Origin of the sequence: Kibdelosporangium phytohabitans, from assembly GCF_001302585.1 — a bacterium.
GTDB classification, from domain to species: domain Bacteria; phylum Actinomycetota; class Actinomycetes; order Mycobacteriales; family Pseudonocardiaceae; genus Kibdelosporangium; species Kibdelosporangium phytohabitans.
The window spans coordinates 2028126-2041032 of the sequence record NZ_CP012752.1; the positions used below are offsets into that span (position 1 = coordinate 2028126).

At 68.2% G+C, this 12907-nt stretch carries 12 protein-coding genes; 5 read left to right on the top strand and 7 right to left on the bottom strand.

All coding sequences use genetic code 11. The features are described from left to right. Nucleotides 1-863 precede the first annotated feature (863 nt). Entirely contained in the window at nt 864-1790 is a 927-nt protein-coding gene (locus AOZ06_RS09255) for a helix-turn-helix transcriptional regulator (RefSeq protein WP_169798888.1), read from the top strand. On the opposite strand, the gene AOZ06_RS59770 is transcribed toward AOZ06_RS09255, so the two are convergent. Both AOZ06_RS59770 and AOZ06_RS59775 read right to left on the bottom strand, forming a co-directional pair. Further along, the gene (locus AOZ06_RS59770) at nt 1787-1972 is read right to left on the bottom strand and encodes a PEP-utilizing enzyme (RefSeq protein WP_054289060.1); all 186 of its coding nucleotides are present in this window, start codon (nt 1970-1972) and stop codon (nt 1787-1789) included. The genes AOZ06_RS09255 and AOZ06_RS59770 overlap by 4 nt on opposite strands. An 819-nt stretch (nt 1973-2791) precedes the next feature. Next, nucleotides 2792-2998 carry a hypothetical protein gene (locus AOZ06_RS59775; protein ID WP_225953183.1) on the bottom strand — a complete coding sequence of 69 codons (207 nt, stop codon included), beginning with the start codon at nt 2996-2998 and terminating at the stop codon, nt 2792-2794. Here AOZ06_RS59775 and AOZ06_RS59780 point away from each other — a divergent pair. Continuing rightward, nucleotides 2975-3565, top strand: coding sequence for an ABC transporter permease (locus tag AOZ06_RS59780; RefSeq protein WP_054289062.1), 591 nt, complete (start codon nt 2975-2977; stop codon nt 3563-3565). The two genes, AOZ06_RS59775 and AOZ06_RS59780, sit on opposite strands and share 24 nt — an antisense overlap. 137 nt (nt 3566-3702) lie before the next feature. On the opposite strand, the gene AOZ06_RS09275 is transcribed toward AOZ06_RS59780, so the two are convergent. Next, nucleotides 3703-4800: an FAD-dependent monooxygenase gene (locus AOZ06_RS09275; RefSeq protein WP_054289063.1), complete on the bottom strand. Its 1098-nt coding sequence runs from the start codon at nt 4798-4800 to the stop codon at nt 3703-3705. A gap of 33 nt (nt 4801-4833) precedes the next feature. Here AOZ06_RS09275 and AOZ06_RS09280 point away from each other — a divergent pair, with 33 nt between their 5' ends. Continuing rightward, nucleotides 4834-5601 carry an SGNH/GDSL hydrolase family protein gene (locus tag AOZ06_RS09280; RefSeq protein ID WP_054289064.1) on the top strand — a complete coding sequence of 256 codons (768 nt, stop codon included), beginning with the start codon at nt 4834-4836 and terminating at the stop codon, nt 5599-5601. Here the strand turns inward: AOZ06_RS09280 and AOZ06_RS09285 are convergent. The 3 genes from AOZ06_RS09285 to AOZ06_RS09295 all read right to left on the bottom strand — a co-directional run bounded on the left by AOZ06_RS09285 (nt 5555) and on the right by AOZ06_RS09295 (nt 8813). Beyond that, nucleotides 5555-6760 (bottom strand): MAB_1171c family putative transporter, encoded by a 1206-nt coding sequence (locus AOZ06_RS09285; RefSeq protein WP_054289065.1) that lies wholly within the window; start codon nt 6758-6760, stop codon nt 5555-5557. The genes AOZ06_RS09280 and AOZ06_RS09285 overlap by 47 nt on opposite strands. Further along, nucleotides 6757-7275, bottom strand: a complete 519-nt coding sequence (locus tag AOZ06_RS09290) for an ImmA/IrrE family metallo-endopeptidase (protein ID WP_236952148.1) — start codon at nt 7273-7275, stop codon at nt 6757-6759. The genes AOZ06_RS09285 and AOZ06_RS09290 overlap by 4 nt, the downstream gene beginning before the upstream one ends. A gap of 65 nt (nt 7276-7340) precedes the next feature. Then, nucleotides 7341-8813: an MFS transporter gene (locus AOZ06_RS09295; RefSeq protein ID WP_169798889.1), complete on the bottom strand. Its 1473-nt coding sequence runs from the start codon at nt 8811-8813 to the stop codon at nt 7341-7343. An 88-nt stretch (nt 8814-8901) separates the two neighbouring features. Here AOZ06_RS09295 and AOZ06_RS09300 point away from each other — a divergent pair, with 88 nt between their 5' ends. Continuing rightward, the gene (locus AOZ06_RS09300) at nt 8902-9303 is read left to right on the top strand and encodes a MarR family winged helix-turn-helix transcriptional regulator (protein ID WP_054289066.1); all 402 of its coding nucleotides are present in this window, start codon (nt 8902-8904) and stop codon (nt 9301-9303) included. Nucleotides 9304-9772: 469 nt separating this feature from the next. After that, nucleotides 9773-11866 (top strand): putative bifunctional diguanylate cyclase/phosphodiesterase, encoded by a 2094-nt coding sequence (locus tag AOZ06_RS09305; protein ID WP_236952150.1) that lies wholly within the window; start codon nt 9773-9775, stop codon nt 11864-11866. 40 nt (nt 11867-11906) lie between these two features. Here the strand turns inward: AOZ06_RS09305 and AOZ06_RS09310 are convergent, their stop codons facing one another. Beyond that, the gene (locus AOZ06_RS09310; protein WP_054289067.1) at nt 11907-12851 is read right to left on the bottom strand and encodes a methionyl-tRNA formyltransferase; all 945 of its coding nucleotides are present in this window, start codon (nt 12849-12851) and stop codon (nt 11907-11909) included. Between the last annotated feature and the right edge of the window lie 56 nt (nt 12852-12907).

Sequence of the window (12907 nt, forward strand, 5' to 3'; positions counted from 1 at the left end):
TTACTCTCGATGGGCATCCAAAACTGGGGAAATAGATTTCGAGGGGTGCCATGGTCGACTCGGCCGTACCGTCCACTATGTACTCAACCACCGGTTCGTCGCGCGGCGTGTTCACCCGGTCGCTGTCCGCGCCTTCCACTGTGGACTTCGATGACACCGGGAGTCGCGAACAGCGATCGGTTGTAAACGCTGTGTCAGTGTTCAAAGTTGATGGCGGTACTGCTCAGAGTGGTTCCACATCGCACTGATCGGCTCCGGCGATAGGCCAGTCGGGGGACAAGTCGTCTCGTGGCGTGGATTTCGTACCGTCTTCCGGCTCGGTCAGCGAAGATTCACCAGGCCGTCATCGCGGGTCGCCAGAATGGTGCGCCGTGAGTGCGTTGGACCCCGGACTTCAGGTGGGAGGGCGTTTCACCAGTGACGAGCGCCGTACAGTCCATTCTGGACGAACGGTCCGGGCTGCTGGCAACGTTTGCGGCCGGGAAGGTTCCGGCCGCCGGAACACGACCGCCGCCGCCGCGTAGGCTCTTGCGGTCCGCAAGTTGCCGAGGCGTGCCGGTTTTCGCCGCTGTGCTACCGAAAGGCCGGGTCCGGGACCTGCTGCCCGGCCGTCCGGTGGTACGCGGCGGCGTGCGGGCGTGGCATCCGGGCGGATTCTCAGCGCCGCGCTTGTTCACGAAGCCCGCGCGGTTCATCCTCGATCCGGACGACGAGGACACCAGGCCGCGCGGACGGTATTTCACCGCGGCTCCCGTGCTCTTGTGGAACGGGAGGCCAAGGATGCGTTGATCTTCTCGGCGCACGCAGAGGGGGAAGGGAACTCGGCCAGGTGTTCATCGGGTCGAATGAGGGTGAGGGCGAGCATGAAGAGCCACAGGCTTGGCGTGGGCGGCCAGGCTGAGATCGGCTACCGGGCACTGCTGACCCGGTCGCGATGGCAGCCGGAACGCCTCGAGCACGCGTTGGCATGGTCCACCGACCAGGGCGCGACCGTGCTCGCGGAGTTGCGCAGTGAAGGGCTGGTGATGAACTCGGCGGTCGAAGCCGGTGCGGTGCGGGCGATCCAACCGTGCCTGGCGCTGCCGGCGTTGGCCGCACGGCGGTTGTCGGGCGGGCCGATGCCCAGCGCGGCGGCTGTCGAGACCTTTGTGTCATTGCACGAACAGACCACGGGCAGGCTCGACGACGCGTGCCCGTTGTCCGATATGGACGAGGTGCTGGCGGTCGTCGAACGGCTGGTCGCGCGGGTTCGTAACGAGGTTGTGATCCTGGCGCCGCTCTACGACCCCCGGTCGTACGAGTTCGCCGAGCACATCGCCGAGGGCGTGCTGCGCCGCGGCGCGGGGCTCAGGGTGTTGTGGCGTACCGACGTCGCCGCCGTGGACTACGCGGTGTGGTTGGGCAAACGCGGACACACACCGCGGGCGACTCCCAGCGTGCCGGTCCGAGCCGTTGTGGTGGACGGCTTGGTCGGCGTGGTGCTCAACGAAGCCGGTGCGGGCAGGGTGATCAGGACGGAGAATGAACTCCGTTCACTGATCGCGCTGGCCGACGGCCTGTGGGCGCAGAGCGCCGAGGTGAGCCAGGTGCCGAAAGGCAGGCCGACGAGGTCGCGGCACGAGCTTGTTCTGCGGATGCTCGCGCAGGGACTGACCGATGACGCGATCGCTCGCCGACTGGGGGTGAGCGTTCGCACGGTTCGCGGCGATGTCGCATCGGCCATGGTGGAACTGGATGCCCGCAGCCGTTTCCAGGCGGGCGTCCGTGCGATGCAGATGGGCCTGCTCTAGACAGCGGCGGGAGTCACGACACCGGTCGCGCCGTCGACAGTGATGGTCTGGCCGGTGGTGATGCGGTGGGTGGCGTCCGCGATGCCGACGACGGCGGGAATCCCGTATTCCCTGGCGACGACGGCGCCGTGGGAGTTCGCGCCGCCCATCTCCATCACCAAGCCGCCCGCGGTGAGGAGCAACGGGGTCCTGCCGGGATCGGTCGGGGAACGACCAGGATCCCGCCTGGCTCAGGGTGAGCGCCGACCGGGTCGACCACAACCCGTGCGGTGCCGGTGATGCTGCCCGCGGACGCGGGGGTTGCGGGCAGCGAGCCGTCGGCGGCTGCTCGTGAGATCGACTCGACGTCGGCGCCGTCCTGCGACATCACCCGCGGCCAGTTCGGTCCCGATCGCCGCGAGGCTTGTGTTGGCGCCGCGCTACGGGCGAAAATCACGAGCGTTGCCGCTTCTTGATCCTCCAAACGGAGCACCCCGGGACATGTGTCGGATCATCGGACCAGCGGGCATGCCGACGCCGAACTCCGCCAAGCCGACGTCCGGCAGCGTGCCCACCTGGTAGCGCCCCGCCAGTTTTCCGGTGACTCCTCGCCGAACAGCACCGCCTGCACCTCACCGCCCCGGCCGTCGATCGGGCCGTCCGAGCATCAGGAATCCGGCCGCGCCAAGCCCGCGACGGACACGCGAGCCGCGTGTCCTGGCCCGCGGCGGGCGAGCACACCGAGCAGCGCGGTCACGCTGACCCGGCGCACCCGGAGATAATGAGTCTATTGTGGAATCGTACGGCAGAAGCGCGTGGCGTGAGCCATGGGCGGTTCCCGTATCGCGCCGCAGATCGCGGTCATCGTCGTCCCAGTGATGCAGCTGGCCGGAGCGCGCCACTGCCAGGTCCAGTCCGCTCACCGTGCCGTGTCACTGGATCCGGAGTTCCCGGCTGCGCTGCGGTTCGGCGCACGCGGACCACCGTGGCGCAGCGTCGCCGTCGGCAGAAGGTCCCGGACGTCAGGGTGTGGCAGGCATGACGGCCTGGAAGATGCGGTCGACGGCTTGCAGGATGCGGTCGACGGCTTTGTCCTCGTCGGGGCGGCCAGCGTCGAGCCACGCCATGATCGCCTCGATCACCGTGGTGGTGGCGAGGTTCGCCGCCCAAGCTGCCCATTCCTTGCTGACGGCGACCTTTTCCATGTGCGGCAGCAACGCGGCGACCATGCCTTCACGTACGCCGTCGACGTCGTCACGGACACGTCCCGAGGGGTCACCGACCGGTTCCGGTCGATGCCCATGGCCGGTTCGGCTGTGGTCGCCGGGCGGAGCGTCGCCGACATGGCGCGCGCGGCAACCGACCTCGCCGCGCTGGTCCTGTGCGGGCTCGCGGTCGGCTGGAGTCCGAACGGGAGCCTCGGCGCGACACTCGCCGCGATCGGGCTGTTGCTGCTGCTGCGGTTCGCGCTGATCTGGGTCGGGATCTACATCGGGCTCCTGCTGCGGACTCCGGAGAGCGCGACCGCGCTGTTCCCGCTGATCCTGCCGTTCGCCATGATCGCCAACACGTTCGTGGCGCCAAGTCTGATGCCGGCTTGGCTGGGTCACGCCGCCGAGTGGAACCCGATGTCGGCGACCGTGGCTGCCACCAGGGAACTGTTCGGCAACCCGGGGATCGGCGGCGAGACGTGGGCGGCCGGCAATCCCGTGCTGATGGCCATCCTGTGGCCCGCCGTGCTGATCCTGATCTTCTTCCCGCCCTCGGTCAGGCGGTTCCAGACCATAAGCCGCTGAGGCCTGTCACGCGGTGGTCGGACATGGTGGTTGCGAGGCGGTTGTGAGCGCCTCGCAACCAGCACGTGGGACGGCACTTCGGACTGGACCACCCGCTGGATCCCAGCGCCGGACGGTTACTGATGAAATCATCGTGACTAGCCGACCGGTTCCGACCAGTCGATCTCGTGGTCGTACAGCCAGTGCCGGTCCTCCGCCTTGGGCGGGGTCGCCGCGCCGCGGTTCGCCCCGGAGCCGAGCGCCGCGCTCTCCGCGACCAAGCGCTCGACCCGCGCACGCCGGATCGTGGTGTACCGCTCGAAAGCGGCGGGGGTCGGCGTGATGTCCCGCAGGCACTGGGCGAGGATCACGCTGTCCTCCAACGCCATCGACGCGCCCTGCCCGGCCGCGGGCGAGGCGGCGTGCGCGGCGTCACCGACCAGCACCATGGAGTCGTTGTGCCACAAGCGGGTCTCGGGCACGTCGTAGGCGTTGGTGATGAACAGGTCATCGGTCGACCGCACGATTTGCGCGGCGGGTGTGTCGTCGTCGGCCAGCAGGTCGACGTAGCTCTGCCGGTTCGCCGTGGCAAGGTCCAGTTCGGGGGCGCGGGAGAACCACCACGTCTCGCCGTCCGGTGCGGTGGTGTAGCCGAAGAACGCGCGGCTGCCGGAGATCATCCGGTACGCGTCCGCCGACAGCGGGAACGAGGTCGTCCTGGTGTAGCCGTACGCGATGGTCAGGCCGGTGAACCGGGGCGCGGGCGCCGACGGGTCGATGATCGAGCGGGTCGCCGAGTGGATGCCGTCCGCGCCGACCAGCAGGTCGCCGTCGGCACTCGTACCGTCGTCGAACTCCGCGTGCACCCGACCGTCCACAATTGACGCCGAAGCCAGGCGCTTGCCGTGGTGCAACGGGATACCCCGGCGGGTCACCTCGTCGTGCAGCACGCGGTACAACGCGGATCGCTTGAGCGTGCGCGCACCGCTGCGCATCGGGTTGAGGTGGATCCTCGTACCGGATCCGTCCAGGTACTCGACATTGGTCGCGGGGAATCCGGCGTCGATGACCGGTTGGTGCGCATCGACCGCCTCCAGCGCGTTCATCCCATTGCGCATGATGGTCAGGAACGCGCCGATGTCGTCGGCGCCTGTGGCGTACGCCTCGTGGATGACCGGTGTCATCCCGGCTCGCCGCAAAGCCATCGCGGTCACCGCGCCGGCGATCCCGCCCCCGATGATCAGTGCCTTGGTCATGGCCTCAACCTAGCGTCGATTAACCTCACAGACATGAGCAAGCGCTTAGTCGCATTGGGCGACTCGTTCACCGAAGGAGTGGGTGACGACGACCCCGCGTACCCCAACGGGGTCCGCGGCTGGGCCGACCGGGTGGCCGAGCAGCTGGCCGCCCACGAGCCGGACCTGCGGTACGCCAACCTCGCGGTGCGCGGCAAGCTGATGGGCCAGGTGCTGGCCGAGCAGCTGGAACCGGGCCTGGCCATGCGCCCGGACCTGGTCACGCTGTACGCGGGCGGCAACGACCTGATGCGCCCGGCAGTGGACATCGACGCGCTGATGGACGACTACGACAAGGCGATCGGCAGGCTGATCGAGTCCGGCGCGACCGTGGTCGTGTTCACCGGAGTCGACGGTGTCGAGGACGCGCTGTTCCGCAAGATGCGCGGCCGGGTCGCCATCTACAACGAGCACACCCGGGTGATCGCGAAGCAGCGCGGCGCGCTGGTCGTGGACATGTGGGCGATGCGGCAGCTGCGGGACCGCCGGATGTGGGCGCCGGACCGGTTGCACCTCAACACACTCGGGCACACCGAGGTGGCCATCGAGGTGCTCAGGGCCCTCGGCGTGGAACACCGGCTGGACAGCACCGTGTTCGGTCCGCGGGAGACGCTCAGCCCACGTGAACGTCGTGCGCAGAACCTGGCGTGGAGCAAGGAACACGCGTGGCCGTGGGTGCGCCGCAGGCTGCGTGGCGAGTCGTCCGGTGATCACGTCAAGCCGAAACGCCCTGTCCTCGAACCGGTTCGGCTGCCTCGGTAGCACGCCTGCGGTACGCGCGGGCGACGTCGAGCAGGAACGCGGTGTCGCTCTCCAGGTCCCTGCCGCCCGCGACGGCGACCAGTTCGTTGTCGCGGGCAGGCGCGCCCGCTCGTTTCGCGGCCATCGCGGCGGCCAGCATGCTCGCCTCAACCAGCGCGTCGAGCTGCCTGCCGGTGACTCCGGCGGCGGTGGCGCGTGCGGCGGCCCCGGTCTCCGGGTCGAGGTACGGCTGCAGCGCCAGCCGCCCGTCCCTGATCTCGATGACCCGGCGGTACAACCGCAGGTCCACGTCGGTCGGCAGCAGGTCGAGCAGCGCGGGCCGGGGCGCGACGAGCGCGATCTGCGGCGTCGCCCGGTAGAGCGCCAGCCACAGCGGACGCAGCCGGTGGTAGTCGCGCAGCTGCCCGAACCAGCCGAACAACGCGGGCAGCCGGAGTTTGCGGGCCCATGTCGGCAGCGTCACACCGACGAGGACGAAAACAGCGGCCAGCAGCGGCAACATCCGGTCGAGCAACCCGCCGAAGCCCTTCGGGTACGCGACGCCGATGTCCGCCGCGCCGAAGAACAACGCCTTGTGCACGTGGTACAGCAGCGAACACGCGATGCCGACGGCGACAGCCCGCAGACCGAGCTTGCCGGCCACCGTTCCCGACAGCCCGCCGTACCGCCAGCACAGCACGATGGTCCGGACGAACGCCGGAGCCAGCCCGGCGACGAAAACCAGCCAGTACTCGAGCACCCACGGCTGTCCGGCGTACCGCCCGGCGAACCGGACGTCGTCGACCGGGGTGTCGGCGAGGACGAACAGGACCGTGATCGCCACCGCGACGGTCGCGGGCCACCAGATCTGCCTGGCGGGCCAGACCGACGGCGTTTCGTTGAGCCGCATCAGCAGGATCCGCGCCGACACGGCGACCAGCAGTACCGACAGGTGCGACAGCAGCCTGCCGAGGTTCGGTACGCCGCTGACCTCGCTGATCAGCCGGTACGGCGCCGGGGCCATGGCGGTGAGCGAGCACGCGAGGCCGAACAGGATGAACCAGATCGCCGAGCCGGTCCGCGCCGCGCGGCGCCTGCGGTCGACGAGTTTGCCGACGACGAACGCCCACGCGAGGATCGCCGGGCCGTAGAGCCGGATCCAGTCGGCCCAGCCGTTCATCGCCGGGTTTCCGGCCAGTCGAACGCGGCGCTGATCCGGTCGGCGACCTCGCTGGTCCGGTGGCCGGGGACGGCCTCCCGCTGCGCCCGCTGGGTGATCAGCGAGGCGAGCAGTTCCGCCTCCTGCTCCTGCTCGGCCTGGTAGGTGGAGCGGCCGAGGATCCGTTGCACCATCGCGGGATCGAGGCTCGGCAGGAGCATGCGGGTCAGTTCGCTGGCCGACAGCCGCGCCGGGTAGTGGTCGCACAGCACGTGGGCCAGTTCGTGCAGGATGATGTGTTCCTGGTGCGGGGGAGTGGTGGACGCCTCGTAGAAGATCATGTCGGTCTTCTCGGTGGCCACCCACAACCCGAGTACGCCGCTGTCGTGCGCGTTCATCGGGGTGAACGTGATCTGCCTGCCCCGCTGATGTGCCACCAGGCGGCACAACCTCCGGGCGTCGAACGGTTGCGGCATCGGCAAAGTCCGTGCTAGTACCGCGCACCGCCGCCGCATCTCCCGGAAACTCGGGCTCACCTTTGCAGCGTAGCGAGAAGTGCCCCGTGAGTTCCTGAGAACTCACGGGGCACGACCCCCCTTCGCTACGCGCGAGCCAGCTCCGGCTCGGCGGCGGCCAGTGCCCGTGCCTTGTTCTCCTTGCGGCTGGCGACGATCCCGGACAGCGCGACGACCACGCCGATCACCGCGATCCCGGCGACCACGGCAAGGCCGGGGAAGTAGCTGGCGAGCAGCTCGTCCGGCGTGACCTGGGCGGTGTGCGCCTCGTTGGCCGACACCACGGCGGTCACGATGGCCAGCCCGATCGCGCCGCCGACCTGCAGCGACGTGTTGAGCAGACCGGACGCCAGGCCCTGCTCCTCGTCCTTGACACCGGCCGTGGCCTGGATGTTGAGCGAGGTGATGGACAGCGCGCAGGCGACACCGAGCAACAGCATGCTCGGCAGCACGACGCCGATGACGTTCGCCGAGACGTCCATCCCGAGCATGAACGCGTAGCTGCCGACCAGTGCGACGATGCCGAGCGTCAGCAGCCGCGGCGTGCCGAAGCGGTCGACGATCTTGTCCATCTTGGTCGAGCTGGCGGCCACGATGACGGCGGCAGGCAGGAACGCCAGCGCGGTCTGGATCGCCGACCAGCCCAGCAGCCGTTGCATGTACTGCATGACGATGAACTGGAAGCCGACGTACGACCCGAAGAAGATCATCGCGCCGAGGTTGGCGCGCACGAGCGACCCGGAGCGCAGGATGCCCAGCCGCACCAACGGGTGGCTGGTGCGGCGCTCGATCATCACGAAGGCGGTGAGCAGCGCCACGACGAGGACGAACGAGCCGATGGTGACGGGGTGGACCCAGCCGATCTCCGGTGCCTGGACGATCGCGAACACCAGCAGCAGCATCGCGGCGGTCGACGTGACGGCGCCGCCGACGTCATAGCCCTGGCCGGTGCGCTCGGGACGGCCGTCGTCCGGCACGAACCGCAGCGCGGCCAACAGGATGACCAGACCGATCGGGCCGGGCAGCAGCAGCGGCCAGCGCCAGCCGATCTCGGTCAGCAGCCCGGAGGCGACCAGGCCGAGTGAGAAACCGCTCGCGGCGCAGACGGCGAAGATGCTCAGCGCCTTGTTGCGTGCGGGGCCTTCGTGGAACGTGGTGGTGATGATGGACAGCGCGGCCGGCGCGGTGAACGCGGCGGCGACGCCCTTGATGAACCGTGCGGCGATCAGCAGCTCCGGGCTGTCGACGGCACCGGCGGCGAGTGAGCCGATGGAGAAGATCGCAAGCGCGACAAGCAGAACGCGGCGCCGGCCGAGCAGGTCGGCCGCCCGGCCGCCGAGCAGCAGCAGGCCGCCGTAACCCAGGATGTAGCCGCTGACCACCCACTGCAGGGCGGCGGTCGTCATGTTCAGGTCCTCGCGGATGGCCGGAAGCGCCACGCCGACCATGGAAACGTCGAGAGCGTCGAGGAAGATGACGCCACACAGCACCACGAGCGTGCCCCACAAGCGCGGTCCCCAGCGCACATCCGAGGTGGAAGTAGTCGTTGACTCGATCACGGACGCCACTATTGCATGCACGCGCATACGATGCAAGCGCATTTAATGCTTGCGCATTAGATGCAGGTGCAGTGGTACAGTGGCTGCCATGGCCGCCGACGCTGACCGGCCGCTCGTCTGTGAGTGGCGGGATATGTTGTCTTTGCACGCCCGGACGTGGGGTGCGCTGGAGCGTGAGCTCAACGAGCGGCATGGCCTTGGTGCCAGCGAGTTCGAGGTGCTCGACCGGTTGATCGAGACCGACAAGCCGGACTGTCGCGTGCAGGAGCTGTCGGCGGGGATCCACCTGAGCCAGAGCGCGCTGTCGCGGCTGATCGCCCGCCTGGAGCGGGACGGTCTCGTGACCAGGGGCATGTGTCCCGACGACAGGCGGAACATCTTCGTCTCGCCGACCGAGGCCGGCCGGGCGCTGCACGCGGAAGCGGTCGGCACGCACCGCGCCGTGCTCGGTGCGGTCTTCGCTGCCGGGCGCAGCGTCGGGATCGGCTAGCGGCAAGGCTTCCGGTCATCGCTGTCTGATGTGGACGGTTTGGGTCGCGTTGCGGGCGAACGGGCTGTTCCCTATTCGGCATTACTGTCCACTGTCGACGGATAGGTCATCGGGTCTGCACGCTCCGTAGCGCTCGCGGCTGGCGATGTCCGCTGACGCGGGCATGGTGAACCGGGTGTGCGGAGGGTTCCGGGCGTTCGGTCAAGGGCGAATTGGCCCTGGTCAACTACTGCGAACGGACTATCTGATCATAGGATCATTCCGATGGCGTAGCCGGTTTTGCGCGGTCAGTGATTGTTCTGCTCCACAATCAGGCAGTGGCGGGGCCATTCTGGAGACAATCGAATTGTTCACCGACAAGGAGCGCATGGTTGCGTCCGGTAGCCATCACGTCGCCCGATTGGCCCATTCGATTGAACGCTGAACCAATCTGTGGCGAGTCGCACACGGGGATCGGTAGGCTTTTTCGGTGCCTCAGCGCGAGTCGATCTCGCCGCTCCCGGATGATTCGGATGTCGCGCACGGCGACACCATTCGTGAGCAAAACAAGCTTGCCCGGAAATGGGCGTACCTGATGTGCCACAACACATACATCCCGCTGTCCCAGCAGGAGCTGGAAGAACAGCTGCGGGACATGGTCGCCCGGCTGGTCACCGCGCTGCGCGCCGAACCCGTCGACACCGCGGCCGCCGACGAGGTCACCGAGCGGCTGGTCGCGATGAACTGCGCGGACAGCGTGTGCCTGCGGTGCACTGTGGACGTGCTCGGCCGCGGCCTGCTGAAGTCACCGCAGTTACGCGGCGCCGACCGGCTCGCCGAGAAGGTCATCACGATGATCGGCGCGATCTCGGCCAGTTATGCCCAGTCGATCCGCAATGCCGTCTTCCGCCAGCAGGAAGAAGTGGAACAGGCGCTGGTCATGGCCGTGCGGGACGCGCGGTGGAACCTCAAGGTCAGCGAGGCGCGGTTCGACGAGGTCGCGACCTGCTCGTCCAGCGGCATCGTGATCACGGACCTGACCGGCCGTTTCATCCGCGCGAACCATTCCTTCGGGCAAATCGTCGACTACACGACGACGGAGTTGGCCAAGCTCTCACTTTTCGATCTCGTGCACGCCGAGGAAGCGCCGTACCTGCGCGAGGCCTACCAGGCACTGCTCGACGGCGACCACGAACGTTTCCGGCACGGGCAACGCCTCGTCCGCCAGGACGGCGAATTCGCCCGCGTGTCGATGACCGCGACGCTGCTGCGTGACGGTGACGACCAGCCACGGCATTTCGTGACCGTCGTGGAGGACGGCACCGAACTGAAGCTCCTGCAGAACGAACTGAGCCGCCAGGCGCTGCACGACGTGCTGACCGGCCTGCCGAACCGGCAGTTCTTCACCACCCACCTGGAAAGCGTGTTGCGCCGGTCGGATCCGGCGTACGGCGTGACCCTGTACCACCTCGATCTCGACGCGTTCTCGTTGATCACCGGCGGGCTCGGCCGCAGAACGGGCGACCTGCTGCTGATCGCCGTGGCCGAGCGGCTCAAAGCCGTGCTGGCCGGGGAGAAGGCGATGGTGGCCAGGTTCGACGGCGACGAGTTCGCGATCGTCGTGGAGAACTCACCGTCCACACCGGACGTGCTGAGCATGATCATGTCCATCAACGAGGAACTGTCCGAGCCGGTGTACATCGAGGACAACGGTGTCGCGGCGACGGCGAGCATCGGCGTGGTGGACCGCCCGCCTCGCAACATGGACCCGTCCGAGCTGCTGCGCGCGTCGGACATGACCCTGCGGCGGGCCAAGAGCAACGGCCGCAGGCAGTGGGAGCTGTTCCACCCGGAGCAGCACGAGCGCGACCGGCGGACGTTCGGCCTCGCCGCGGCCATGCCGGGCGCGTGGGAGAACGGCCAGCTGTCGGTGGACTACCGGCCGATCGTCCGCCTGTCGGACAAGGAAGTCGTCGGCACCGAGGCGGTACTGCGCTGGGACCACCCCGAACACGGCCTGATGTGCGACGACCGCTGCCTGGAACTGGCCGAGGAGTCCGGGCTGATCCTCGCGCTCGGCCCGTGGCTGCTGCGCACGGCGTGCGAACAGCTGAGGTGGGACAGGACAATCCCGCTCAGCGTGAACCTCACCGCGCAGCAGTCGTCCGACGGCGACCTGGTCGGCGAAGTCGCCGCCGTGCTCAGGGAAACCGGGATGCCGCCGGAGCGGCTGTGGATCGGCATGCCCGTGAAGGCGCTGCTCGCCGACAAAGGCGAAGCCATGGACAACATGAAGTTGCTGGCCGACAACGGTGTGCAGACCGTCGCGGTGGATTTCGGCGGCACGTCGGGCGACATGGTGTGCGTGGAGGACCTGCCGTTGCGGGCGGTCCGGATCGCTCCGTGGCTGACCGCCCGCGAACCCGTCTCCGGGTCACCGGTGACGCACTCGTTGCTGGACATGGCCAGCCTCGTGCACCTGTCCGGCGCGCAGGTCATCGTGGACGGCGTCCACTCCGAGGAACGCGCGCAGTGGTGGCGCAACGCCGGAGCCGACTTCGCCCAGGGGGCCCTGTTTTCTTAGGTGGTGTCTCGGCCCCGGTGGTTCCGAGACACGACCCGGCTCACGAGGACCGCAGGTAGCCGCCCATGGTCTTGAAGTAGTCGGTCGCCGCGTACTCGGTTCCGTCCTCGGTGCGGACGCGTTCGATGACCAGGCCGCGGTTGCGCCCGTTGCGTGCGTCGGCACCGGCGACGATCACCACGCCGTCGCCTTCCCTGATGAAGATCCGGCCGGGTGTGCCGCCGTAGCAGGCCTTCGACACCGACGCCTTGATCACGCGGATCTTCTCGCCCTTGTGGAAGGTGAAGGCGTTCGGGTACGGGTCCGGCTGCGCCCGGACGAAGCGCTCGAGGTCCTCGGCAGGCCACGTCCAGTCGATCTTGCTGTCCTCAATGGACCGCTTGTGGAAGAAACTGGCCTTCGAACGGTCCTGTTTGGTCAGCTCGGCCTCGCCGGACGCGAGCAGCGCGAGCGCGTCGACGGTGATCGGGCCGATCAGGTCGACCGTGCGGTGGAACAGGTCGGTGGTCGTGTCGGTGGGACCGACCGGGATGGCCCGCTGCAGCACGATGTCGCCGGCGTCCAGCGTCTCGTCCATCATGTGCGCGGTCACACCGACCTCCGGCTCGCCGTTGATCACCGCCCAGATCAGCGGTGAGAACCCGGCGTACGCGGGCAGTAGCGAGTCGTGCACGTTCAGTGTTCCGCGCCGGGGCATGGTGTAGATCTCCGGCGGCAGCCAGGTGCGCCAGTTGTTGGCGACGATGATGTCCAGATCGGCTTCCTTGAGCCTGCGCATCAGCTCCTCGTCGTCCGGGCGGTTGCGCAGGAGTACCGGAACACCGTTTTCCTCGGCGAGATCGGCGACCGAGTCGGACCAGATCTTCTCGTAGGCGTGCTCGCTCTTGGGGTGTGTCACCACGAGCGCCACCTCGTGCTCGGATTCGAGCAACGCCTGCAAGGTGCGGTGCCCCCAGGTCTGGTACCCGAACATCGCGACCCGCATTGGGCCCCCTCCTTCGTCTGAGCGACGAGCGTCACCCTCGAATGTAGTAGTTGAGG